The organism is Mycolicibacterium sp. 624, from assembly GCF_040548615.1.
GTDB lineage: Bacteria > Actinomycetota > Actinomycetes > Mycobacteriales > Mycobacteriaceae > Mycobacterium.
The window spans coordinates 648,264-672,413 of record NZ_JBEPRZ010000003.1; the positions used below are offsets into that span (position 1 = coordinate 648,264).

Annotated in this window: 22 protein-coding genes; 8 read left to right on the forward strand and 14 right to left on the reverse strand. The window is 67.0% G+C overall.

Annotation, left to right across the window (positions count from 1 at the left end):
- Positions 1-187: 187 nt before the first annotated feature.
- From ribD to ABIA65_RS15960, 6 genes are read right to left on the reverse strand one after another with little or no spacing between them, the layout of a single operon-like run.
- Positions 188-1,189, reverse strand: a complete 1,002-nt coding sequence (ribD, locus tag ABIA65_RS15935) for a bifunctional diaminohydroxyphosphoribosylaminopyrimidine deaminase/5-amino-6-(5-phosphoribosylamino)uracil reductase RibD (protein WP_354524232.1) — start codon at positions 1,187-1,189, stop codon at positions 188-190.
- The gene (gene rpe, locus ABIA65_RS15940; RefSeq protein WP_354524146.1) at positions 1,189-1,863 is read right to left on the reverse strand and encodes a ribulose-phosphate 3-epimerase; all 675 of its coding nucleotides are present in this window, start codon (positions 1,861-1,863) and stop codon (positions 1,189-1,191) included. The genes ribD and rpe overlap by 1 nt, the downstream gene beginning before the upstream one ends.
- 5 nt (positions 1,864-1,868) lie before the next feature.
- Positions 1,869-3,269, reverse strand: a complete 1,401-nt coding sequence (locus ABIA65_RS15945) for an RsmB/NOP family class I SAM-dependent RNA methyltransferase (protein ID WP_354524147.1) — start codon at positions 3,267-3,269, stop codon at positions 1,869-1,871.
- A complete protein-coding gene (gene fmt, locus ABIA65_RS15950) occupies positions 3,266-4,192 on the reverse strand; it encodes a methionyl-tRNA formyltransferase (RefSeq protein WP_354524148.1) in 927 nt (308 codons plus the stop codon). The genes ABIA65_RS15945 and fmt overlap by 4 nt, the downstream gene beginning before the upstream one ends.
- Positions 4,193-4,203: 11 nt before the next feature.
- On the reverse strand, positions 4,204-4,740 hold the full coding sequence (locus tag ABIA65_RS15955) for a LemA family protein (RefSeq protein WP_241399198.1): 537 nt from the start codon (positions 4,738-4,740) through the stop codon (positions 4,204-4,206).
- On the reverse strand, positions 4,734-6,539 hold the full coding sequence (locus tag ABIA65_RS15960) for a DUF2207 domain-containing protein (protein ID WP_354524149.1): 1,806 nt from the start codon (positions 6,537-6,539) through the stop codon (positions 4,734-4,736). The genes ABIA65_RS15955 and ABIA65_RS15960 overlap by 7 nt, the downstream gene beginning before the upstream one ends.
- A 468-nt stretch (positions 6,540-7,007) precedes the next feature.
- On the opposite strand from ABIA65_RS15960, the gene ABIA65_RS15965 reads away from it, so the two are divergent.
- A complete protein-coding gene (locus ABIA65_RS15965; protein WP_354524150.1) occupies positions 7,008-7,712 on the forward strand; it encodes a hypothetical protein in 705 nt (234 codons plus the stop codon).
- 1,336 nt (positions 7,713-9,048) lie between these two features.
- Here ABIA65_RS15965 and ABIA65_RS15970 read toward each other — a convergent pair.
- Genes ABIA65_RS15970 through ABIA65_RS15980 form a run of 3 tightly spaced genes read right to left on the reverse strand, consistent with a single transcriptional unit; the run spans position 9,049 to position 12,881 of the window.
- Entirely contained in the window at positions 9,049-11,094 is a 2,046-nt protein-coding gene (locus ABIA65_RS15970) for a primosomal protein N' (protein ID WP_354524151.1), read from the reverse strand.
- On the reverse strand, positions 11,091-11,849 hold the full coding sequence (locus ABIA65_RS15975) for a lysoplasmalogenase (protein WP_241399201.1): 759 nt from the start codon (positions 11,847-11,849) through the stop codon (positions 11,091-11,093). The genes ABIA65_RS15970 and ABIA65_RS15975 overlap by 4 nt, the downstream gene beginning before the upstream one ends.
- 36 nt (positions 11,850-11,885) lie before the next feature.
- The gene (locus ABIA65_RS15980; protein WP_354524152.1) at positions 11,886-12,881 is read right to left on the reverse strand and encodes an endonuclease/exonuclease/phosphatase family protein; all 996 of its coding nucleotides are present in this window, start codon (positions 12,879-12,881) and stop codon (positions 11,886-11,888) included.
- An 84-nt stretch (positions 12,882-12,965) separates the two neighbouring features.
- On the opposite strand from ABIA65_RS15980, the gene ABIA65_RS15985 reads away from it, so the two are divergent.
- The 6 genes from ABIA65_RS15985 (at position 12,966) to ABIA65_RS16010 (ending at position 18,728) form a co-directional block, all read left to right on the forward strand.
- Positions 12,966-13,919, forward strand: coding sequence for an alpha/beta hydrolase (locus tag ABIA65_RS15985; RefSeq protein ID WP_241399203.1), 954 nt, complete (start codon positions 12,966-12,968; stop codon positions 13,917-13,919).
- Positions 13,920-13,924: 5 nt separating this feature from the next.
- Positions 13,925-14,893, forward strand: a complete 969-nt coding sequence (locus tag ABIA65_RS15990; RefSeq protein WP_241399204.1) for an alpha/beta hydrolase — start codon at positions 13,925-13,927, stop codon at positions 14,891-14,893.
- Positions 14,894-14,991: 98 nt separating this feature from the next.
- The gene (locus tag ABIA65_RS15995) at positions 14,992-16,494 is read left to right on the forward strand and encodes a flavin-containing monooxygenase (RefSeq protein WP_354524153.1); all 1,503 of its coding nucleotides are present in this window, start codon (positions 14,992-14,994) and stop codon (positions 16,492-16,494) included.
- Between the two features lie 236 nt (positions 16,495-16,730).
- Complete coding sequence (locus tag ABIA65_RS16000; RefSeq protein WP_354524154.1) at positions 16,731-17,570, forward strand: SH3-like domain-containing protein; 840 nt, start codon at positions 16,731-16,733, stop codon at positions 17,568-17,570.
- A gap of 53 nt (positions 17,571-17,623) precedes the next feature.
- Positions 17,624-18,334, forward strand: a complete 711-nt coding sequence (gene scnC, locus ABIA65_RS16005) for a thiocyanate hydrolase subunit gamma (protein WP_241399207.1) — start codon at positions 17,624-17,626, stop codon at positions 18,332-18,334.
- A gap of 16 nt (positions 18,335-18,350) precedes the next feature.
- Positions 18,351-18,728, forward strand: coding sequence for a thiocyanate hydrolase (locus ABIA65_RS16010; protein ID WP_354524155.1), 378 nt, complete (start codon positions 18,351-18,353; stop codon positions 18,726-18,728).
- 91 nt (positions 18,729-18,819) lie between these two features.
- Here the strand turns inward: ABIA65_RS16010 and metK are convergent, their stop codons facing one another.
- From metK to mihF, 5 genes are all read right to left on the reverse strand, one after another.
- Complete coding sequence (metK, locus tag ABIA65_RS16015; RefSeq protein ID WP_241399209.1) at positions 18,820-20,028, reverse strand: methionine adenosyltransferase; 1,209 nt, start codon at positions 20,026-20,028, stop codon at positions 18,820-18,822.
- Positions 20,029-20,142: 114 nt separating this feature from the next.
- Positions 20,143-21,402: a bifunctional phosphopantothenoylcysteine decarboxylase/phosphopantothenate--cysteine ligase CoaBC gene (gene coaBC / locus ABIA65_RS16020; RefSeq protein WP_241399210.1), complete on the reverse strand. Its 1,260-nt coding sequence runs from the start codon at positions 21,400-21,402 to the stop codon at positions 20,143-20,145.
- Between the two features lie 42 nt (positions 21,403-21,444).
- Positions 21,445-21,744, reverse strand: coding sequence for a DNA-directed RNA polymerase subunit omega (gene rpoZ, locus ABIA65_RS16025; RefSeq protein WP_241399211.1), 300 nt, complete (start codon positions 21,742-21,744; stop codon positions 21,445-21,447).
- 75 nt (positions 21,745-21,819) lie between these two features.
- Positions 21,820-22,374 (reverse strand): guanylate kinase, encoded by a 555-nt coding sequence (gene gmk, locus ABIA65_RS16030; protein WP_241399212.1) that lies wholly within the window; start codon positions 22,372-22,374, stop codon positions 21,820-21,822.
- Between the two features lie 38 nt (positions 22,375-22,412).
- Entirely contained in the window at positions 22,413-22,736 is a 324-nt protein-coding gene (mihF, locus tag ABIA65_RS16035) for an integration host factor, actinobacterial type (protein WP_029116997.1), read from the reverse strand.
- Between the two features lie 1,006 nt (positions 22,737-23,742).
- Between mihF and ABIA65_RS16040 the strand changes: the two genes are divergently transcribed.
- Positions 23,743-24,105 carry a hypothetical protein gene (locus ABIA65_RS16040; RefSeq protein ID WP_354524156.1) on the forward strand — a complete coding sequence of 121 codons (363 nt, stop codon included), beginning with the start codon at positions 23,743-23,745 and terminating at the stop codon, positions 24,103-24,105.
- Positions 24,106-24,150 lie beyond the last annotated feature (45 nt).

The following is a 24,150-nucleotide window of genomic DNA, read 5'->3' on the forward strand; positions in this document are numbered from 1 at the left end:
GCGATACGCGTGACGGGCTCCAATGGCCCGAACATGTCTTCGATTCTACGGGCGCCCGCCCGCCCAGACCGGCCTCCATCCCGCGCTCGACGTCTCAAACCGGTAACGAGTCACCCAACGGACGCTGAATATGCGTGACGCCAGTCACATTGGCGCGGAGAGGAATTCCAGATCTCACCCAAGCGGCTCAGCCGGGCACCAGGCTGAGCCGAAGGTCGGGGCCGATCCGTTCGGTGCCGTCGAAACGCCACCGCTGGGCGTGGGTGATGCTCGGCACCCCGATGTCATCGACGGCGACGATCGGTCCACCCAGCAGGATGGGCGCCACATAGGCCAGGATCCTGTCGATCACGCCGGCCCGCAGAAATCCGCCGGCCAGGGTCGGGCCTCCCTCGAGCAGCACATCGGTGCGGTCCGACAGGGCCCGGATCACCTCGTGCGGGTCGCGGGTGCGGATCACCATCGTCCGCGAGTCATCGTTCAAAACTCTTGCATCCGAGGATATTTCGCGTTCGCCGACGACAACGCGGAGCGGCTGACGTTCGGCCAGGCTGCCGTCGGGTAGTCGCGCCGTCAACGTGGGGTCGTCGAACAGCACGGTGCCGGTGCCGACCACGATCGCATCGACCACCGCTCGCCGCCGGTGCACGTCGGCGCGTGCGGCCTCGCTGGTGATCCACTGGCTGCTGCCATCTGCCGCGGCACTGCGCCCGTCCACGCTCGTCGCGTACTTCCACGTGACGTGGGGGCGGCCGGTGCGCTGCTTGTGCAACCACTCGCGCAGCGGGCCGCCGGTCACATCGTCTGCCAGCACGCCCGACACGGTGTCGACACCGCTGCCGGTCAGCCTCGCGGAACCGCCTGCGGCCAGCGGGTTCGGATCGGCCACGGCGTACACGACGGCCGAGACACCGGCGGCGAGAAGGGCATCCACGCACGGCGGGGTACGACCGTGATGATTGCACGGCTCCAACGTCACGACGGCGGTGCCGCCCACGGCCCGCTCCCCCGCCCGACGCAACGCGAGTACCTCGGCGTGCGGGCCACCCTGCGGCGCCGTCGCTCCAACGCCTGCGACGTCACCGTCGCGGTCCAGGATTACCGCGCCAACGGGCGGGTTGGGATAGGTGGTGCCCTTGACCTGATCGGACAGGTCGATGGCCAACCGCATGGCGGCCTCGGGCGTGATCACGACAGGTGCGGGGACACCGCGGCAGCCTGCCGCCTCAGCGCCTCCACGGCCGCGGCCGGGTCCGACGCGCTGTAGACCGCCGAGCCCGCGACGAAGCAGTCCACACCGGCTTCCGCAGCGGCCTCGATCGTGTCGGCGTTGATGCCACCGTCGATCTCCACCAAGATCGTCAGTTCACCGGCGTCGACGAGCCGCCGAACGATGCCCACCTTGGCCAACACCTCCGGGATGAACTTCTGCCCACCGAAACCGGGCTCAACCGACATCACCAGAAGTGTGTCGAAGTCACGCAGGATCTCCAGGTAGGGGTCGATCGGCGTACCCGGCTTGACGGCCAGACCCGCCTTCGCGCCCGCCGCCCGGATATCGCGGCCCACGGCGCGCGGATCATCGGTCGCCTCGGCGTGAAATGTCACGTTGTAGGCGCCCGCCTCGGCGTACGGCGGTGCCCATCGGGCGGGGTCCTCGATCATCAGATGGCAGTCCATCGGAATGTCGGTGACCCGAAGCAGGCTCTCGACCACCGGCATGCCGAGGGTCAGATTGGGTACGAAGTGGTTGTCCATGACGTCGACGTGTAACCAGTCGGCGCCCTTCACCGCGGCGGTCTCGTCGGCAAGCCGAGCGAAGTCGGCAGCCAGTATCGACGGTGCAATCAGCGGTCGAGCCATGGCCATCAGCCTACTTGCAGGGCCGCGGCGAACATTGCATCCGTCCCGTGCCGGTGGGGCCATAGCTGCACGTGCGGTCCGGCGCCGAGATCGGGCACGGTGTCGAGGCCGGGGTCGAACAGCGGCCGGGTGTCGATCGCCTCAACGCGATGACGGCGCACCGCGTCGGTGACCACCCCGACCGTCTCGGCCAGGTGCGGCGAGCACGTCGCGTACAGCACCACCCCGCCCGGCCGCACCAGCGCGATCGCCGCGGCCAGCAGTTCGCGCTGCAGCTTCGCCAGCGCGGGCACATCGCCGGGCTGTCTGCGCCACCGCGCCTCGGGTCGACGTCGCAGTGCCCCGAGTCCGGTGCACGGCGCATCGACCAGCACGCGGTCGAAGGAGGCGGCGGGCAGCCCGCTCTCGCGGCCGTCGACGCGCAACACCTCGACGTCGAGCCCTCGGACGTTCTGCTCGACCAGATCCGCGCGGTGCGGTGCGGGCTCGATCGCCGTGACCCGGGCACCGGTGTCGGCGGCGATGGCGGCCAGCAGCGACGTCTTGCCGCCAGGACCGGCGCACAGGTCAAGCCAGCGGCCCCCGTCACCGTCGACGGGCGCCAGTGTCAACGCCCGCGCGACCAGCTGGCTGCCCTCGTCCTGCACCTGAGCAGAGCCGTCGCGTATCGACGCCAGTTGGCCGGGGTCACCACCGGACAGGTAGACCGCGTACGGCGAGTAGCGCCCGGGGGTGCCGTCCACCTGCGCGGCCAACTCGGCCGCGGTCAACACCCCCGGCCGTGCGGCCAGGTGCACCTGTGGTCGTTCGTCATCGCTTGCCAGCAGCGCTCCCAGTTCGCCGGCGTCCGCACCCAGCGCATCGGCGAATGACTGGGCGATCCAGCGCGGATGTGAGTGGGTGAATGCCAGATGCCCCACCGGATCGCTTGTGGCAGACGGCGCGAGTTCGGCAACCCAGGACGCCTCGTCGCGTGCGCCGACGTTGCGCAGCACACCATTCACGAAACCGGCTCGCGCCGAGTCGAATTCGATAGCCGCCTGCTCCACTGTGGTGTCCACGGCGGCATGCGGCTCGACGCGGGTGCGCAGCAGTTGGTAGACGCCTAGTCGCAACAGGTCCAGCAGGATGGGGTCGATCTGGTCGGTGGGCCTGCCGGCCGCGCTGCTTATCACCGCGTCGAGCAGGCCCTGGCTGCGGCACGCGCCGTAGGTCAGCTCGGTCGCGAACGCGGCGTCGCGTCCCGTGATCCCGCGCTCCCGCAGCAACGCGGGCAACGCCAGGTTGGCGTACGCGTCGCGCTCCGTCACCGCGCGGAGCACGTCGAACGCCGCCCGCCGGGCCGGGTCAAGGGGTTTCCGGCGTGGTCCACGCCGATTCTGGGGTCGATTCTGGGGTCGATTCACGATGCCACCGCCGTCTCGTCGAGGCGGGCTCCGCGAGCCCAGTCCGCCGCCGCCATCGCCTTCTTGCCGGGCGGCTGGATGAGGGTCAGGGCCACCGGTGTGGTCGCCGTGCCGATCAGCACGCCGTCACGCCCGGCGCGAATAGTGCCGGGGGGCAACGGTTCCGAATCCGTGACGGTCACGGGGCCGAGCTTGACCCGCAGGTCGCCGATCGTCGTCCACGCGCCCGGGTTGGGAGTGACCGCGCGGATTCGCCGATCGACGACGTGCGCGGGAAGATCCCACCGCACCCGAGCCTCCTCGACGGTGATCTTCGGGGCCAGCGTCACACCCTCGGATGGCTGCGGCACGGCAGTCAGCGAGCCGTCGGCCACCCCGTCGAGAGTGGTCTCGAGCAGCATGGCGCCCGATATCGACAGCCTCTCCAGCAGATCGCCCGCGGTGTCGGTCGGGCGGATCGTCTCGGTGACGACACCGAACACGGGGCCGGAGTCGAGACTGGGCTCGATCTGGAACGTCGTCGCGCCGGTGACGGCGTCGCCCGCGGCGATGGCCGCCTGCACCGGCGCGGCGCCACGCCATGCGGGCAGTAGCGAGAAATGCAGGTTGATCCAGCCGAGGCGGGGAACTGCGAGCAGGCCGTCACGCAGCAGGGCGCCGTAGGCCACCACTGCAGCGCAGTCCGGCGCGAGTTCGGCCAGCTCCGCGACGAATTCGTCACCGTTGGGCTTGGCCGGCCTCAGCACCGGGATGCCCTGCTCGAGGGCCAGCGAGGCGACCGGTGACGGCGTCGGCTTGCCGCGCCGGCCCGACGCGGCGTCGGGCCGCGTCAGTACGGCCACCACGTCATGATGCGGCGAGTCGATCAGCCGCTGCAGGGACGGAAGTGCCGGCTCGGGGGTGCCCGCGAAGACAATGCGCACGAAAATAGACCTCAGCCTGGAATCTGGTAGTACTCGCGCTCCGGCACCCTGGCCAGCGGCGCGACGAACATCCACGGAATGGTGCTGACGAGACGGTTGAGCGTGGCGACCGCGTCGTTGTAGTACTGCCTGGCGAACGCCAGCTTGTTCTCGGTGTCTGCGAGGTTGTCCTGAAGGTTGAGGAAGTTGTTCGAGGAGTTCAGCTGCGGATAGCTCTGCCCCAACGCGAGCACCTGCCCCACGGCGGTGTCGAGATCCTTCGCGGCGACGCTGCGCTGCGCGACGGACTTCCCACCCGTGGCCGACGTCAACGCTGCTCGCGCGTTCGTGACGTGGTCGAGGATGCCCTTCTCGTGTCCGGCGAAGGTCTCAACTGTGTGCACCAGGCTCGGGATGAGCGAGGCGCGACGGGTCAGTTCCACGTCGATACCGGACAGCGCCTCAGACACCCGCACGTCGGCCGTGCGAATCTTGTTGTAGCCCAGCACGAAACCGATCAGGACCAGTACCAAGAGCACCAGTACCAGAACCAACAGATAGGTCACCACGAGCCACCTCCTCCTCCACCACCGCCACCGCCACCACCACCGCTGGACCCGCCGCCCCCACTCGAGGATGACGATGATGCCTGCGACGCGGTGTAGGCACCGATCGACGACGATAGCGCCGAGTCGAAGCTGTCGAAGTCAGGCCCACCAGAGTGGTCGGAGAGACTCGAGCTGGTAGTGGACGAGGAACCGTACCAATCGGGCTGCGGAGCAACCGCGCCGGTCGCATCCTGGTACTTCTTGGCCCACAGTGCCGCGGCGCCCGCGGCGACCGCGAACGGGATGTAGGCGGTGTACAGGTCCTTGCGGGCCGCGAAGTCGAATCGCGTCTCGGCGGAGTCGGTGGACAGCAGTCGGTGGAATCCCCCGGCCTGCGACCAGAGTTGGCGTCCCGCCGCAGTGCGCCGCATGCCCACGCCGTCAGCCCACGACTTCACCGTGAAGGCGAAGAACACCGCGAACGGCAGGCCCCACAGGGTGGTCGGGAAACCCCACCGGAGGAATCCGAAGACGGCCAGGATCAGTGCCAGCGCGTTGGCCGTGCGCACCAACAGTTCCTTCTTGCGCTTCACGATCAGACCGTCGTCGAGTGCCCACTTCTTCACCGCCGCCGCCATGTCCGACTTCGCCTTGCTGAGCTTCTCGCCGGCCCTCTTTGTCGGCTTGGCCTCGAACTCGGCGCCCGAACTCATCACCTTCAGCGCGGAGCCGACGGCGATGCTGACGGGATCCACATCCGCCCACGCGCTACGCTGCGCGATCCCACGGATGGCCCACTGGTCGGCGCTTGTCTGCTTGAGGTCGACCAGTTTGCGTTCGGCCAGGTACAGCAACGTCGCGGTAAGGCCGTTGCTCGGCACGCTCTCGGTGCGGATGTACTCGATCTGCACCGGGCCGAGGCCGGCCGGTGGGGCGTACTGCACCGGGAACCCGGGCTCGGGTTCGACGGTGGTCCGGTACCACAGGTAGGCCATCGCGCCTCCGGCGACGGACAGCGCGAGGAGCCAGACCACGGTGATCACCGACTGACCCAGGATCCGGTCCCAGGTCCACGACCACGGCAGGCTCGTGCGCGCGGGTGTCGGCAGGTCGGTCCCGGCGCGCAGCGTGACCGGTGTGCGCGGTGCCAGGTCCGTGGCGGTGACCTCGACGGTGTTTCCGTCGACGCTGAGACCGGCGCAGGCGTCTCCGACGCCGTACCCGACCGAGCACTGCGCACCGGTGACATCGGCGGGCAGAGTGAGGCGAACGTGCGCCCGCTCGATCCAGTTGTTCCACGACGGTGCGATGACATTCCAGTAGAACGTCGACACCGAGTTGGGCTCACCAACGGAACGCGCGAACTGCCGGTCCTCGCCGGTGCTACCGGGATCGAGCACGCCGGCAATGGTGTAGCGAATCTCGTAGGTGTGCTCGCCGGGGGTCAGCGTGCTGTCGGGGTCGCCGATCTTGGCCACCCGAAAGCGTTCGCCGTCCTCCCACAGCAACTGGTAGCCGGCGGGCTCGCCGTCCATCAGGATCGATGTGATCTCCGGGGTCTGCCGGACATGGGGGCTGTTCTGGTTGGCCACATCCCAGTAACGAAAGATGCCGTGCCGGCCGATGGGGAACTCACCGGTGATCGTCTCGACCGCGTCAAGGGTGCCGTCCTCGGTGACTGCGAAGTCAGCGTCGAAGTTGGTGATCACCACCGGATCATTGGCCGGCCCGGCCGCGGATGCGCCGCCGCCGACGAGCGGCCACAGCAGCCCGATGGCGATGAGACCCACCAGAATCAACCAGCCGATTACCCGCCGCATGTCACCCCTCGATCGGCTCGGCCTCACCTGGACCGGATCCGCGTCGTCCCAGGTCGCCTGGGATTCGCCCTACCCTATGTGCAAGGGATCGATTTGCACACGAACTGGGCTCTACCTACTCAAATGGGTCATTAGAGACACGTTGCTCGACGGTCCGCCAGGGCCCGCCTGGCTGGATCAGTTGCAACAGTCGATGACTACCGGGCGGGCGGGACGACTGCTGACCTCAGTGACCACGCAACACGGGGTCCTAGGCCAAGACCGGAGCGCTTCACTCGCCATGACGATTGACGGTCTCCACGAGACCGACTTGATTAAGACCCGGCAGGTCTGGGTCGGTGGTGGATGGGGCCGCGGACCACCGTTGTTGGCGCCACTCCACAGTGGCCGCGGGCGGTTCGATGCGATCATCGACCCACGCGACGCACGCGGCACCCCTCGAACTGGTCAGTGCGTACTGTCTGCGGAGTGCAGCTAGCCGACCTGGTCGACCATGTGAGAGCCGATTGCTTTCAGCGTGCGTGCGAGTACGCCTGGGCGACGGCTGCGGGCACTGGGACGCTCCTCGACGCGCCCGACGAGCGGTCAGCTGGTTGTGTTGATGTGCCCCATGAGCTTTCCGATTTGGTGGAAGGTGATCTGCCACTGGCGTTCCGGCTGTACCGGGTGATGCCGTGCTACGCCAACCTGATGTACGTGCAACATTGGGCATCGGGTCCGCAGTTCTGGGCGGAGCTGCGTGCTTTGTTGGACGAGCCGGATCAGCGGTTGCGGGATCCGGTGCTGTACTGGCTGTGGCGCGGCCCCTTCGAGGACAGCCCAGCTGAGGCTGCTGAGGCGTGGCGTGCGATGACCGCTGATGCCGACGACGCCCGGCTGGCCCATCTGCTGCCATTCTCAGGTCCAGTGCCGTGGCCAGAGAAGGCACCCATCCTGGACCGGCTGAGCCGGTCCCCGCAGTCGCAGCCAGCCGTGCTGGCCGCCATCGAGGCCGCCGCCTACGACCTGTACGGCAGCATCAAGGTGTCGAAGGCGCGCAAGCTACTTGCCCGGATTCGGCCCATGCATCCAGAGCTACGGGCCCGGCTGGATGAGCTTGAGGCAAGGCCTGTCATGGGAAGGGCAAAGATGACCTGGAGTTTGTTGTTGGGTGTTTTGGGCCGAGGTAGGTGAAGGATCTTGGCTGGTGCTTGGACAAGCCGAGGTCCCCGCTAAAAGCCACCGCCAGGATCGAATGGAACTCCACCGAGGCGCACCAAGTCTCGTTGAAGCATGCATCTACGGAGCCGAAAAAGCGGGTTTGAGAAGTTCAATGGTTCGACAATGGTGGTTCCATGAGGCGCAGACCACCCCACGGGTCGCCCTTTTCCCTTGGGACCAACCACACATCGGCTGACCATGTCTGCCCATCCTGGTACTCCAGGCGGCCACCATCGATAGCGACAGCCTTGACCACGTGACCCTTGCCTTTGAACACAAGCAGGCTATCTGACGCTACGTAATTTGAGCCAGTGTCTATTCGCACACCCACAACCTCGTGTATATATTCGCCAGGAGCATACCTATAGAATTGATGAACCTGATCCCAATCAAAATTCGTCAGGCTCCGAAGTTGGGCAGGCTCCCGGTTCTGGTATACCAGTTCCATGCGCCCGGAAATTGGATCATCAAAGGTAATTTCCACGCCATTCCGAAATATTCCGCATACAGAGCCAAGAAATCCCACGACTACAAATACGCAGACTAAAGATCGTGCCAGATTCGGTCGAATTTTGCGTACCATCGTTGCCGCCTTCTACCAGCGATTCAATTTGCGTCGCCATAATTGACGTTCAGGGCCGTGGGCTATGCAACCCAGCCAAGTCGTCTAACATTTACCTGGGAAGTTCAATGGTTTGACAATGGCGGTTCCATGAGGCGCAGGCCACGCCCCGGATCGCCCTTTTCCCCTGGCACCAACCACACATCGGCTGACCATGTCTGCCCATCCTGGTAATCCAGGTTACCCCTATCGACATCGATAGCGACAGCCTTGACCACGTGGCCCTTGTTCTTAAATACAAGCATGCTAAACGACGCTGCGTAATATGGGCCAGTGTCTATTCGCACACCCACAACCTCGTGTATATATTCGTCAGGAGCATACATATAGAATTGATGAACTTGATCCCAATCAAAATTCGTCAGGCTCCGGAGTTGAGCAGGCTCCCGGTGCTGGGATACTAGTTCCATACCACCGGAAATTTGATCGTCACGGGTAATTTCCACGCCATTCCGAAATATTCCGCATCCAGGGACGAGAAATCCCACGACTACAAGTACGCAGACTAAAGATCGTGCCAGATTCGGTCGAAAATTGCATACCATCGTTGCCGCCCACCCCTTCACCTACCTGGCCTAGCAGCATAGTCGGATTGCGGCCTAGGCGGAGTTGATTGGTGAGCGCAACGGCGGATCGCGAAAGCTGTTGCAGCACAGGGACTATGAGCGGTCAGAGATAGATTGCCGGCTACCCTATGTGCAAGGGGTCGATCTGCACACGAACTGGTTGTTGATCGTGGCGTGCACTCATCACACCCGTCGCCTTGCGCAGCGCCGCGGCCAGAGCCAGACCGCCGTCGCGGGGCACCCGCACCAGCATCCGGATGACGGGGTCGTCGGGCGGAGCAGCCCCGGCGGCGGCATTGGCCCGAGCGACACTGGGCTTCGGTTCGCCTGCGGGACGTCGTGCCCCCGGCGGCAGGTCGACCGGCCCCAGGATGTCGGCCCCAGCCGGCACGTCGGCGATGTCGAGCAGCGCGGCCACGGACCGTCCGCTGCCGTCGAGCGCGGCCATGTGCACCGCGGGCGGCAGCCCGACCTCGGCTCTGGCATCCAACTCCAGTTCGGCGTGCGCGACCGGATCCCACCGGATCAGGGCCTGCACGGTGGGGATCGCGGACTCGGCGACCACCGCGACGATGCCGCCATCGCCCCTCGGGCGCACCAGGGCGGCCGCGGCCATCCAGCGGCGCAGCGCGTCCTCGGCCGCGCGCAGATCCTGTCTGCCGAGCAGCGACCAGCCGTCGAGCAGCAGCGCCGCGCCGTAGCCCCCCTCGGCGATGGGCTCCGCACCCGGCGTGGCGACCACCAGCGCGGGGGTGCCCGGCACCTGCGCGAGCACCGCGTCACCCCCGGAGGTCACCACGGCGACGCCGGGAAACGCGCGGCCGAGTTCCTCCGCCGTGCGCCGCGCGCCGACGACCACGGCGCGCACCGCGTCGGAACCGCACCGCGCGCAGCGCAACCCGAGTTCCTCGCGACCACACCACCGGCACACCGCGCCGGCGGCGTCGCGTTCGTGCAGCGCCAGCGGCCCGGTGCAGTGTCGGCACCTGGCGATGTTCCGACACCGGCCGCACGCCAACGCCGGCACGTAACCACGGCGCGGCACCTGGACGAGGACCGGCCGCTCGGCGCGCAGCGCCGCCCGGGCGGCGTCCAACGCCATGGACGGCATCCGGGCGGTGCGCGACGCGGCGTCACGCTCCTGCTCGAACGCGCTGTCATCGATGGCGGTGACCCGTGGTGTCCGGCCGCGCACGGTCGGACGCGTGGCGACGAGGTCATGCGCCCACCTCGTGCGCACCAGCGCCTGGGCCTCCGCGGTGCGGGCGTAGCCACCGATCAGTGCCCCGCAGCGCAGTTGGTGTGCCCGCAGCATCGCGACCTCCCTGGCATGCGGGTAGGGCGACCGCGGCTCGGCCAGGGTGTCGTCACCGTCGTCCCAGACCATGACCAGGCCGAGGTCGGCCACCGGCGCGAAGACCGCACTGCGGGTGCCAATGACGAAGCGGGCGTGTCCCCGCAGCACCGCCAGCCACCGGCGGTAGCGCTCCGCGGGCCCCAGACCCGCCGACAGCGCCACCACCGCGGTGGGGTCGACGTGGCGCGCGGCGGCCGCGTACAACGCATCGACGTCACGTTGGTCCGGGACCACGGCCAGCGCCGAACGACCGGAGTTCACCACCACGGCGGCGGCCTCGGCGAGCCGATCGGCCCACTGCTCCCCCGGCAACGCCTGCCACACCGCGCGTGCGGCGCGACCCTCACCGAGCGCGGCGAGGAACCCCGCGGCACGCCCGTAGACCGACCAGGCGGTGTCATCGACCGCCACCGCGACAGCCGGCGGCGGGGTGACGACCACCTGCTTCTCGACGTTGGCGTGTCGCGGTGGAACCGCAAGACGCAGCACGTCGGGTCGGGTGCCCGCGTAGCGCGCGGCGACCGCCTCGGCGAGGCGTCGCACGTCGACGGACAGCACCGGCTCGGGCGACACCACCCGGTCCAGCCAGCCGAGCTTGCCGACATGATCGGTGTCGGAACGCCTTTCGAGGATGAAGGCGTCGACGAGACGTCCATGGAAGCGCACCCGGACGCGGACGCCGGGTTGTGCGTCGTCGGACTGCTCGGTGGTGACGAGGTAGTCGAACTCGCGGTCCAGATGAGGCACCGACAGCATCGGCAGCACGCGCGCGATCGGCTCGTGCTCGGCGGCCTCCCTGGTGGTGCTCACTGAGCCGGTTTAGCAGTACCGACCGACGCCGACGGCTCGCGGCCGAACAGAAATCCCGCGGTGATCAACAGGATCGAGGCGGAGTAGGCCCACCAGATGGCCACCGCGAGCGCCTCCGGGTTGGAGCCGGCGGCCAGGCCGAACTTGCCGATGCCGATCATGCCGTCCGACACCGCGAAGCAGACCGCTCCGAGCGCCGTCCACTTGGTGGGCAGGTCGGCGAGCAGCGCCGCGCACACCATGGCACCCAGCACCGCCATGTAGAGCGTCACCGGCACGGCCATACCCTCGGCGATCAGCCGGGGCCAGAACCAGATCAGCAGGCCGAGCGTGGCGACGACCAGCACCGCACAACCCGCCAGACGCCCCGTACTGCGCCGCACCAGCGGAATGAGCGCGGCAAGGAAGCACAGATGGGCGATCAGGAAGGCGCCGAGCCCGAGCACGAACGACGGCTCCCACCATGGCATCGCGAGCAGGTAGTCCCCCGCCGCGGAGAACAGCAGTGCGGCGATCAACCAGCGACGTTCCCGTCGGATCGGGTGACCGAGCGCAGCGACCGCGAGTAGCACCGCCGTCAACGCCTTCACCGCGGGCTGCAGCGCGAACTGACCGGTGAGTTCGGCACCGGACGGCACACGCACCGCGGTGACGATGAGGAAGACGCCGTAGGCCGCGGCGACCACGGCGGCCGCGATCCAGAGTCGGCGGGCCCGGTGCACGCTCGAGGTGGCCGGGCCGTCAATCGTCGTCATCGGACGAACGTACTAAACCGGGTGCGGCAATCCACGTCAGCGATGCGCCGACGCGGCCAGCAGCACCTCGCCCATGACACCGTGGTGATCGGACCCGGGAATCTCCACGCGTTCGAACGACAGCGGCGTACCCCCTCGCGTCAGGATCCGGTCGATCGCCACCACGGCCGAAAACCTCCGGTCCGCCGGATAGGTCGTGACGATTCCGGAACCCGTGAACTCGGCGGCGTCGACCAGCGCCGAACCGTCACGCTCTCCGGCCGCTAGCAGCGCCCGGAACCGCTCGTGGTCGTAGGTCGCGTTGAAGTCCGCTCCGACAAGCAACGGCCTCGTTTCATTAGCCAGGACCACGCGCAGCCGATCCAGGTCGGCGGCCCACTGCCGCACCGGGCCCGGGTACGGGGGCGTCGGGTGCAGCGCGTACACGGCGTACGGCACGGCACCGGGAACATCCACAGTGGCACGCAGATTGGCCAACGGCAGACCCGACAACTCCTCGGTCTCCCGCAGCGGGTGCCGCGAGTAGATGCCCTCACCCGAACCGCCGCTTCGCGCGCTCGTGTACGAGTACGGCAGCGACTCCGACACACCCGCCGCCTCCAGTCGGTCGCGCGCCGCCACCGTCAGCTCGGAGACGGTGAGAAGGTCCACGCCGTCCCGGCGCACCCGGTCCACCAGCGCGCCAACGTCGGCACCGCCGTAGAGGATGTTGGCCTGTAGCAGCTTCAGCGTCGGCGCGTCCGTGGCCGTCGGCGGGTCCTCGCCGATGTAGAGCGGCAGTTGGGTGCCCGCTCCCAGCACTGCCACCAGCAACGCGCCACCAGCCGCCACCCAGAGGCGGGCCGCGACCAGCATCAGGACCGCCGCCACCGCAAGCAGGACGAAGAGGGGCGTGAACGCTGCGGTCAGCGTGACGATCGTGTTCACGGGCCCGAAGAAGTGCGCCAACACCCCCGCTGCGGCGGCCAACGCAGCGACGACGCCCGCAACGCCCACGCAGACACGGAGCGGATTTCGGGTCGGCGACGGCATCGGGTTCCAGATTATGCGGACACCGGTTGCCGTCCTCGCATGGCGGTGGGGATGTGCGGTCCGGCGCTTGCGTACGGTGAGTTCATGTCTGCCGACGACGCCCTCGCCAGCCCGGAACCCCTCGACGCGATACTGGAGAAGGTTCTCGAAGCCGTCCCGTTCCAGTTGACGACCGAAGGTGGCCCGGACGCCTGCCGCCAGCGGTTCCGCGACGTCCCACGGGTACCGCTTTACCCCGAGGTGCGCACCGAGGACAGGACGATCGACGGTCCGGCAGGTCCGATCCCGATCCGGTTGTACTGGCCACCGGAGCCTGCCGAACCGGCACCCCCTGTGGTGATGTTCTTCCACGGCGGCGGTTGGGTCGTCGGCGATCTGGACACCTACGACAGCGCTGGCCGGCAGCACGCGGTGGGGACCGGGGCATTGGTGGTCTCGGTCGACTACCGACTCGCCCCCGAACACCCGTACCCGGCCGCCGTCGAGGACGTGTGGGCAGCCACCCAGTGGGTCGCCGAGCACGCCGCCGAGCTTGGTGCCGACCCGACCCGCCTTGCGGTGGCCGGTGACTCCGCAGGCGGCAACCTGGCGGCCGTCGTCGCCCTGATGGCACGTGACGCCGGAGCGCCCGCACTGCGGTTCCAGCTGCTGTGGTACCCCGCGACGACGTGGGACACCTCCCTGCCGTCGTTCGCCGAGAATGCGGACGCGCCCATCCTGAGCACCGCATCCGTTGGCGGCTTCTCCCGGTGGTACGCAGGCCACGTCGACCTCAAGACCGCGCCCCCGACCCTGATACCCGCACGCGCTGAGTCGTTCGCGGGCCTGCCACCGGCCTATATCGCCGTCGCGGGCCACGATCCGCTGCGCGATGACGGCGCCCGCTACGGCGAACTGCTGGCCGCGGAGGGCGTGCCGGTGCAGGTGCACAATGCCGCGAGCCTGGTGCACGGCTACATCGGTTACGACGGTGTCGTGCCCGCGGCCACCGAGGCTGTCAAACGTGCCCTCGACGCATTGCGTACCGCGCTAACGTAGGACACATGGCGGATGACCCGACAGCACGGCCCGACATAGACCCCGCGCTCAAGGCGCTGCTGGACGCCATGCCGTTGGAGTTCACCATCGCCGATGGCGTCGAGGTCGCCCGGGAGAAACTGCGCGCGGTGCAACCGCCGCGAGAGATATTGCCCGACATGCGAATCGAAGAACGCACGGTGGGCTACGGCGACCTCGACGACATACCGGTTCGCATCTACTGGCCGCCCATCGACGACCACACGAACCTGCCCGTCGTGGTCTTCTACCACGGCGGCGGCTGGGCGCTCGGCGATCTCGACACCCACGACCACGTCGCCAGGGCGCATGCGATCGGCGCCGAGGCCATCGTGGTGTCTGTCGACTACCGCCTGGCCCCCGAGCACCCATACCCGGCAGGTGTCGACGATGCCTGGGCGGCGCTGCAGTGGGTCGGCGAGAACGCGGCCGAACTCGGCGGCGACGCGTCGCGCATGGCCGTGGCAGGCGATTCGGCAGGCGGCAACCTGTCTGCCGTCATGGCGCTGCGGGCGCGTGACGCCGGCGGTCCCCCGCTGGTCTTCCAGCTGCTGTGGTACCCCTGCGTGGTCGGCGACACCACGGCCCCGTCGTTCACGGAGAACGCCGACGCCCCAATCCTCAATCCAGACGTGATCTCGGCGTTCCTGACCTGGTACGTGCCGGATCTGGACACCACGCAACCGGGCTCGCTGCCCACCGACTTCGCGCCCGCCAACGCCGAAACGCTCGCAGGCCTGCCGCCCGCGTTCATCAGTACCGCCGAGCACGATCCACTGCGCGATGACGGTGCCCGCTACGCCGAGTTGCTCGTCGCGGCAGGTGTTCCCGTGCAGCTGAGCAACGAGCCAACGATGGTGCACGGTTACATGAGCCTGGCGCTGGCGTCCCCAGTCGCCGCGGAGGCCACCGATCGCGGCCTGGCCGCGCTGAGGGCCGCGCTGCACCCTGCGTAGTCGATCAAAGATCGCCGAACGGCCCTGCGATACCCGCGGTACTGGATATTCTCCGAACGGCGGAGGTTGAGCATGATCGACGGACACGGAGGCAGCTCGTGGCGACATCAGGGTTCGAGCCGGGAGCAGCACCGGATTACCACACCATCATCGTCGGCGCCGGATTCTCGGGTATCGGCACCGCGATCCAGCTGGACCGCGCGGGCCTGCACGACTATCTGATCATCGAGGCCGGCGCCGAGCCCGGTGGCACCTGGTACTGGAACACCTATCCCGGTATCGCCGTGGACATCCCGTCGTTCTCCTACCAGTTCTCCTTCGAGCAGAGCGATGACTGGTCCCGGACCTATGCGCCAGGCCGTGAACTCAAGGCGTACGCCGATCGCTGCGTCGACAAGTACGGACTTAGCCGCAGGATCCGGTTCGACACGCAGGTGGCCGCGGCGGTGTTCGACGATGAGACCGACTGCTGGCGAATCGATCTCGAGACCGGCGAGTCCTTGACGGCACGCTTTCTGGTCAACGCCAGCGGTGTGCTGACCGTGCCGAAGCCGCCCGACATCGCCGGCGTCGAGAGCTTCGCGGGCATCACGATGCACACCGCGCGGTGGGATCACGATCAGGACCTGACCGGCAAACGGGTGGCCATCATCGGCACCGGCGCGTCCGCGGTGCAGATCATCCCGGAGATCGCGCCCAACGTGGAGCGGCTCACCGTCTTCCAGCGCACCCCCATCTGGTGCTTCCCCAAGCTCGACGTGCCGATCCCCACCCCCGCGCGCTGGGCGATGCGGATTCCCGGCGGCAAGATCATCCAGCGGCTGATCAGCCAGGCCTACGTCGAGATCACGTTCCCGATCGCCGGGCAGTACTACGGAGTCCTGCCGCTGGCCGATCGCGCCGAGAAACTGGGCCGGTCATACCTGCGGCGCGAGGTCGCAGACCCCGTCACCCGCGACAAGCTGACGCCGCGCTATGCCGTGGGCTGCAAGCGCCCAGGCTTCCACAACACCTATCTGTCGACGTACAACCGTGACAACGTCGACCTGGTCACCGAGCCCATCGACCGGGTCACCGCATCGGGCGTGACCACCACCGACGGCACCACCCACGACGTCGACGTGCTGATCCTGGCCACAGGGTTCAAGGTGATGGACGTCGACGCGCTGACGTTCGAGGTCACCGGCAGCGGCGGCCGCTCACTCGCCGACTTCTGGGACCAGAACCGGATGCAGGCCTACGAGGGCGTCAGCGTCCCGGGCTTCCCCAACTTCTTCACCGTCATGGGACCCTACGGCTACGTGGGAGGGTCGTACTTCGCGCTCATCGAGTACCAGACGCACCACATCGTGCGGTGTCTGCTCCGTGCCGCCGACGAGCAGGCCACACGCGTCGAGGTGTCGCAGGAGGCCAACGACCGGTACTTCGCGGAGATGATGAGAAAGCGGCACCGGCAGATCTTCTGGCAGGACAGCTGCCAGCTCGCCAACAGCTACTACTTCGACAAGCACGGCGACGTCCCGCTGCGGCCGGCCACCACGATGGAGGCCTACGTGCGGAGTCGACGGTTCCCGATCCGGGACTACGAGTTCAGCGCGTAGCCCCGCCCCCGGACCCGTGACGGGGTGGCCTCCGGTATGCCGGCTCAGTGATTCGGCGATAGTCGGCTGGGTTGAGTGGTAGGAAGATTTTGGGGTTGCAGTACGTGCTCTGGGACGATGCCGAGCCATTCAACGAAACGCGTTGCGGGTGAATGGTGTTCGGGACGCCCGACCCATGAGGCCCGGAGCCGTCTCTAGATGGCCTAAAAATTGAACACGCTACGAAAGGACTCCTCATGAGTAGTGCCGCGGAGCGGGAGAAGCGACTGGCCTTGATCTCCAGGCTCAAGGCGACGTATCCGGAGGTCCCGGAGTGGCCCGCTCCGGACATGGTTACGCATGAGCATTTTCTCGCGTACATGAAGACGAATCACGATCAGGGTGGCCAGCTGAACGTGCCCGAGACGTTTGCGAACAAAGAAGAAGAGCAGTGGGAGCTAATGACCTACGTGCTCTGTGAGGTTCTCGGCTGGGGCGGCATCTGGGTCTCCGAGGAGCGCAGGCGAATCGCCAACGTCGACGTGGGACTTCCGATCTACCTGGGCCTTCCCTACTACTGCCGCTGGCTGTGGTCGGTGGGCAAGCTGCTGATCGAGAAGAGATACATCACGTGGGGCGAACTCACCGATCGCCTGGCCGAGGTATCCGACCGCTACGAGGGCGGCCTCAACGGGCGCGTTCCCGACGCCCAGCCCAAGTTCGTTGGTGACGGCTCCAATGTCGCGCGCAACCGCAACCACGTCGAGGCGCTCGGCAAGGGCGATCCGGGGATGTATGCCGGCACCGCCGGCGAGGCCCGATTCAAGCGCGGCGACCGGGTCAAAGTACGGGAGCTGCCGGCGCTGTTCTACACCCGCACACCGGAATACGTGCGGGGAGCGGAAGGGGTGATCGCGAACGTCAGCTATGAGAGCCCAGCCCCAGAGGATGAGACGTGGGGTCGCGAGGACGTCCCGGCGGAGTGGTTCTACATCGTCCGGTTCAAACAGTCCGACCTGTGGGACAACTACAGCGGGCCGAGCAGGGACACCCTGCAGACCGAGATCCCCGAGCGCTGGTTGCAGGCCGCCGGCTGATCCACCCTGCTGGCACCCAATCATGCTCAGCCCGAAAGGAATACACCGAACTCATGTCTGACCACAATCACGATCACGATCACGATCGCACCGTCAAGCCAATGGTCGATGAGATCACCGACTTCGAGGTTCTCGAGATTGCCCTGCGCGAGCTGTGCATCGAAAAGGGTCTGTTCACCGCAGAGCAGCATCGCGCCTTCACCGAGTACTCCGAGCAGATAGGGCCAACCCCGGGGGCCCGGATGGTCGCCAAATCGTGGCTGGACCCGGAGTACAAGAAGCTGGTGCTCAGCGACGCCCTCGCCGCCAGCAAGGAGGTCGGCGTCGACTGGCTGGAACCGACGGGGTTCGGCACTCCCAGTGACTTCTACGCGTTCAAGGTTCTGGAGAACACCCCCGAGGTGCACAACGTGATCGTCTGCGCTCTGTGCTCATGCTATCCGCGGCCAATTCTCGGCAACTCCCCAGAGTGGTATCGCACCCCCAACTATCGCCGTCGCATCGTTCGGTGGCCACGGCCGGTGCTCGCCGAGTTCGGCCTGGAACTGCCCAACGACGTCGAAGTCCGGGTCGAGGACTCCAACCAGAAGCACCGCTTCATGGTCATGCCGATGCGTCCGGAGGGCACCGACGGCTGGACTGAGGACCAGCTGACCGAGATCGTCACTCGGGACAGCCTGATCGGAGTCGCTCTGCCCAAGCCCGGCGTCACCACCAACGTCACCACGGTGACTCGCCCGGCCGTTCGTCCGGTCGTCGAGTGATCACCGAGACGACATCATGACTGCACAGAGGAAGCCCCACTCGGCGGAGAGCACCTCTGTCGAGGTGCTCGAGGAGATCGTGGAGCGCAACCAATCCTGGCCGATCATGGCCGAGAAGTACGGCGTCGAGAACCCGTTACCGCCTTGGAAGAGCAGCCTGGACGGACTCTGCGACGCGCTCGATCGCTCCTGCAGCACAGACGATCAGCTCGACTTCACCTTCAAGGAGCGCCGCGATGAGGAGGACGAGCTATCGGCGACCAAGTACGCCAGCCTGCCCTACCCCGAGAACCAACTGATGGCCCTGGCGCACTCGCTGATGCAGCGCGGCGTCATCGACGAAGCCGAGCTCCGACAACGGCTGGCAAGTATCCGGGCCAGGCTGGAGGCCTAGCGGCGAGCAGACGCTGAATCGCGCCAACAGTCGCAAAAGCCCCTGAAACTCTAGGGTTTCAGGGGCTTAGGCGACTGCTCGGCAGAAGGGGCTAGACGGAGGCCTTCAGCTCGTCGACCTTGTTCAGCTGCTCCCACGGCAGGTCGATGTCCGTGCGACCGAAGTGGCCATAGGCCGCGGTCGGCGCGTAGATCGGACGCAGCAGATCGAGGTCGCGGACGATAGCGCCGGGACGCAGGTCGAAGACCGAGGTGATGGCCTTCTCGATCCGGGCCGGATCGACAGTCTCGGTGCCGAAGGTCTCAACGAACAGGCCGACGGGGGCGGCCTTGCCGATGGCGTAGGCCACCTGAACCTCGACGCGCTCGGCCAGGCCGGCCGCTACGACGTTCTTGGCCACCCAGCGCATCGCGTATGCCGCGGAACGGTCCACCTTCGACGGATCCTTGCCGGAGAAGGCGCCGCCACCGTGGCGGGCCCAGCCGCCGTAGGTGTCGACGATGATCTTTCGGCCTGTCAGGCCGGCGTCACCCATCGGCCCGCCGAGAACGAACTTCCCGGTCGGGTTGACCAGCAGCCGGAAGTCGGAGGTGTCCATGGTGTCGTGGTTCAGGTCGGCCAGGACGGTGTTGACGACCTTCTCCCGAATGTCGGGGGTGAGGGTCGTGAGTAGGTCAATTCCGTCGGCGTGCTGTGTGGACAGCACCACGGTGTCCAGACGGACGGGCGTGACGCCGTCGTACTGCACGGTGACCTGCGTCTTGCCGTCCGGGCGCAGGTAGTCCAGCACGCCACTCTTGCGGACCTCGGTGAGCCGGCGGGACAGCCGGTGGGCCAACGCAATTGGCAGCGGCATGAGTTCGGGGGTGTCCCTGATGGCGTAGCCGAACATCAGGCCCTGATCGCCGGCGCCCTGCAGGTCAAGCGGGTCGCCAGTACCCTCGACGCGAGTCTCGTGGGCGGTGTCCACGCCCTGGGCGATATCGGGCGACTGCGCACCGATACCGATGTTGACGCCACAGGTTGCGCCATCGAAGCCCTTCTCGGACGAGTCGTACCCGATCTCGAGGATGCGCTCCCGCACAGTGTTGGTGATATCGGCGAAGGCCTCCTTGGCCGACGTCGTCACCTCGCCGACGACGTGAACCTGGCCGGTGGTGACGAGGGTCTCCACCGCAACGCGGGACTTGGGATCCTGAGCGAGCAGCGCGTCGAGCACCGAGTCGCTGATGGCGTCACAGATCTTGTCGGGGTGGCCTTCGGTGACCGACTCACTGGTAAACAGCCGGGCTTTGCTCACTGTCTAATCCCTTTCCGATACTTAGTTAGGCAAATCATATCTGTGCCTTGTTGCAGCCAAGCGTGCGCAGGTGTGACGCGCAACCCTTAGCCGCGGGATGTTCGGTGCGTCTGGTCACCCGCCGCGATGTTGCAGGAAAGCTCCGATCGCATCCACGATGCGGCTGGCCATCAACGTCTTCGACCCGTGCTCCAGCGCAACCTCGGTGCCGTCGGAGGCCAGTAGCCAGCCGTCGTTGCTGTCCACCTCGAATGCCCGGCCCTCGCCGACCGCGTTGACGACGAGGAGATCACAGGCCTTGCGCTGCAGTTTGGCGCGGGCGTGGAACAGCACGTCACCGTTCGCGTCACCCGTCTCGGCCGCGAAGCCGACGATCGCGTGCATGTTCGGAAGTTGTCCGTCCGAGCGCGCCCGAACCGCCCCCGCGAGAATGTCGTCGGTACGCGTGAGTTCGATGATCGGCGCATCCGAGGCCGTCCCGGGGTCATGGGTCTTCTTGATCTTGCTGGTGGCCACGTGCGTGGGCCGGAAGTCCGCGACCGCGGCGGCCATCACCAGGACGTGGGCGTCGGGTGCATGCTTGGACACCGCGTCCTGCATCTGGCTGGCCGAGCCGATGTGCACGACCTCGACGCCGGCGGGATCCACCAGGCCCGCGGTGTTACCGGCGATCAGGGTGACGTCGGCGCCGCGCTGTGCGGCGACGCGCGCCACGGCATACCCCTGCTTGCCGGAACTGCGATTGCCGATGAACCGGACCGGGTCGATCGTCTCCCTGGTGCCACCGGCACTGACGAGGACCTTCACACCCGACATGTCGTACGGGAGAGCGTCACCGCGTTCCAGCAGCAGGTGCGCCAGGGTGGAGATCTCCTCTGCCTCCGGCAGACGACCTGCGCCGCTGTCGGCGCCTGTGAGCCGTCCCGACGCCGGCTCGAGCACCACGACACCCCGGCGACGCAGCGTGGCCACGTTGTCGACGGTGGCGGGGTGAAACCACATCTCGGTATGCATCGCCGGGGCGAACATCACCGGACAGCGCGCCGTCAGCAGCGTGGCGGTCAGCAGATCATCGGCACGTCCGGCGACGGCACGGGCAAGTAGATCCGCCGTGGCCGGTGCGACGACCACGAGGTCGGCGTTCTGCCCGATGCGGACGTGCGGTACCTCGTCGACGTTCTCGAAGACGCCCGTGTGCACGGGGTTGCCGGACAACGCCTCAAAGGTGGCGGCACCGACGAACTTCAGCGCCGACTCAGTGGGGACGACCCGGACGGAGTGACCCGCCTCGGTGAGCTGGCGGACGACCGTGCACGCCTTATAGGCCGCGATACCTCCGGCGACGCCGACGACGATCCGCTTCTGCTCGGTCATGTGCGCTCTTCGCCCAGGAGGCCAGTCACCTGCGCGCGGGACCTAGCCCTCGCCGCCCTCGGAGTGCTCGAGGAGGTCGGCGTGAATCTCACGCATCGCGATCGACAGCGGCTTCTCCTGCAGACCCGGCTCGACCAGCGGTCCGACGTACTCGAGGATGCCGTCGCCGAGCTGGTTGTAGTAATCGTTGATCTGACGTGCACGCTTGGCCGCGTAGATGACCAGGGCGTACTTGCTCGATGCGCGGTCGAGCAGCTCATCGATCGGGGGGTTGGTGATACCCAACGGTGTGTCGTAGGCAATGGTGGCGTCGGAGTCGAGGCTCTCGACAGGGGTGCTCACGAAGAATTCTCCTGGCATTTCATTTGGGGCTGGATGTTTCGGGTGGGGTCCGGGTGTCCGCTGGCGCCCGGATGATCAGTGGCCCACCAGCAAGGATACCAATTCGGCACACGCTGACTCCAATTGAGCGTTGACAACCACCGTGTCGAAGCTGTCCTGGGCGGCCAGCTCGGCTCTTGCGGTGTCGAGTCGACGTGCCATGACCTCGGCGCTCTCGGTGCCGCGGCCGACGAGTCGGCTTTCGAGCGCCTCCCAGCTCGGGGGGGCGAGGAACACGCTCAGTGCCTCCGGCATCGCGGCTTTGACCGCCCGCGCGCCGGCCAGGTCGACCTCGATCAGAACCGGATGCCCGGCCCGAACGGCTTCCCGGACTGGGCCGGCAGGGGTGCCTGATCGATGCAGTCCACCGTGGATCTCAGCCCACTCCAGCAGCTCACCGTCGTCGATCAACCGCTGAAACTGCTCTGGTGTGACAAAGAAGTAGTCGACTCCGTCCACTTCGCCCGGTCTTGGCGACCGGGTCGTGGCGGAGACGCTGAAGTGCAGGTCAGCAATCTGATCGCGGAGACATCGCACCACGCTGGATTTGCCGACGGCAGAGGGACCGGACAGCACGACGACACGCGTCATCGCCGTCCGGCCCCTCGGCCGGCATTCAAACTCTGTGCCTAATCGCTGGTGAAGTCGAACTTCTCCAGGAGGGCCTTTCGCTGGCGATCGCCGAGGCCGCGAAGGCGGCGGGTCGGAGCGATCTCCAGTTCGGTCATGATCTCCTGCGCCTTGACCTTGCCGACCTTGGGAAGGGCCTCCAGAAGTGCGGAGACTTTCATCTTGCCCAAGACCTCATCGGACTCAGCATCCTTGAGGACCTGCTTGAGGTTGGTGCCGCCGCGCTTGAGCCGATCTTTGAGCTCAGCTCGTGCTCGACGTGCGGCAGCAGCCTTCTCCAACGCTGCCGCGCGCTGTTCGTCGGTCAACTGGGGAAGGGCCACGGGTTTCCTCCGTCTCTCGCCGTCATCTTGTTGTGTCTTGACTGGTAGAACCAGCCAGCGTCGACGACCGTACCCACGCTGGCTGACGAAAGCTAACCCCACCCCCGCGTTATCGGGCTGAATCCCCAGCGTGTAGTGCCCGCGAGGGAGACCGCCTCGCGCTCGATCCCGGGGCCCGGCTTCGCGTCGTCCAGCAGGCGGAACTCTGATGTGCCTGCATACGGCGGGTTTTCGCGCAACCGGGCGGCTGCCGAAGTCCACGACCGGGACATTCACAGCCAGCGGCGGGCCCGGTTCGGGGGTGCTGTCGAGAAATTTTCGCTGGTCACCGCGTGTCGGGCGTGTCGTGACGCTTCACCGACCAATCCGCTACACAACGCCTGCCACTCCCGTTACATGCGTCACTCTGGTCACTCGCGGAGATCTCACACGCTGGCCAAAGCCGTTCCACAGCCCCGCTGGATAGCGTGCGCCTGTCGGGTCGATCGGTCTCAGGACACCGTCCCGACCCTCCACGAGGGCCGCAGCTGGCCTGGCGGGTGGTCTCCGCTGTTCCCCCGGGCCAAGCGGTCGTTCCCGGACCCACGGGGTCCTGACGGGTCCCGACGGGGCCGCCCCGGCAGTCGGCCTGACCCGAACTTGAATGAGGCACGTGCGGCCGGTGATGGCGACATCGCCGGCCGCACGTCATTGCCGACCACCACCGACTCAACGACGTCCCGTAGTAGACGCGCGAGGCAACGCGAGGGAAGTTGACCCACTCCACCGCGGAGGGCAAGCACCCTGCTGGCGGCGACGTCATGCTGGCCATCGCACTCACGCTGCCGTTCGCCGTGCCCTTCCTGGCCGCACGCCTGCCGCAATCTTCTTGATGGTCAATGGATTTCGTTCCGTTATCGCTTCCACAGCCCGCACACATCGCCGCCACAGAGCCGTCCCATCGCACCGCCATAGCGTCGGTGCGATGTGGCCGTCCGGCTGCATCGATGAGATGTGGAGTACGGGAATGACCTCGACAACGACTACACGAACGACAACGAGGACCAGAACGACACGAGCCGTATGCGCGTCGACGATTGCCGCAGGCATCGGACTCGCCGGTCTGTTCGGTCTGGGCCTCACAACAGCGAGCGCCGAGCCGGGGCCCGGCTGCGGTCGGCCGGGCACCCCCGCCTGCGAGCAGCACCGCGATGATCGCGGCGATCGCGGCCCCGCTCAGGCCGAGGGGAACTGGCAGGGCCGCGGCATCGATCAGGCACGCCGGGACCACGAACCGTTCAACTGGAACGGTCAGCAGGTCCATCCGATGCGCGACGGAAACGGCCAGGGGTGGGGCTTCTGGTTCCTCGGTACGTGGATCCCGTTGTAGAGAGGGCGAACACGGTGCGGCGGGTCGCCCGTGGGCGGTCCGCCC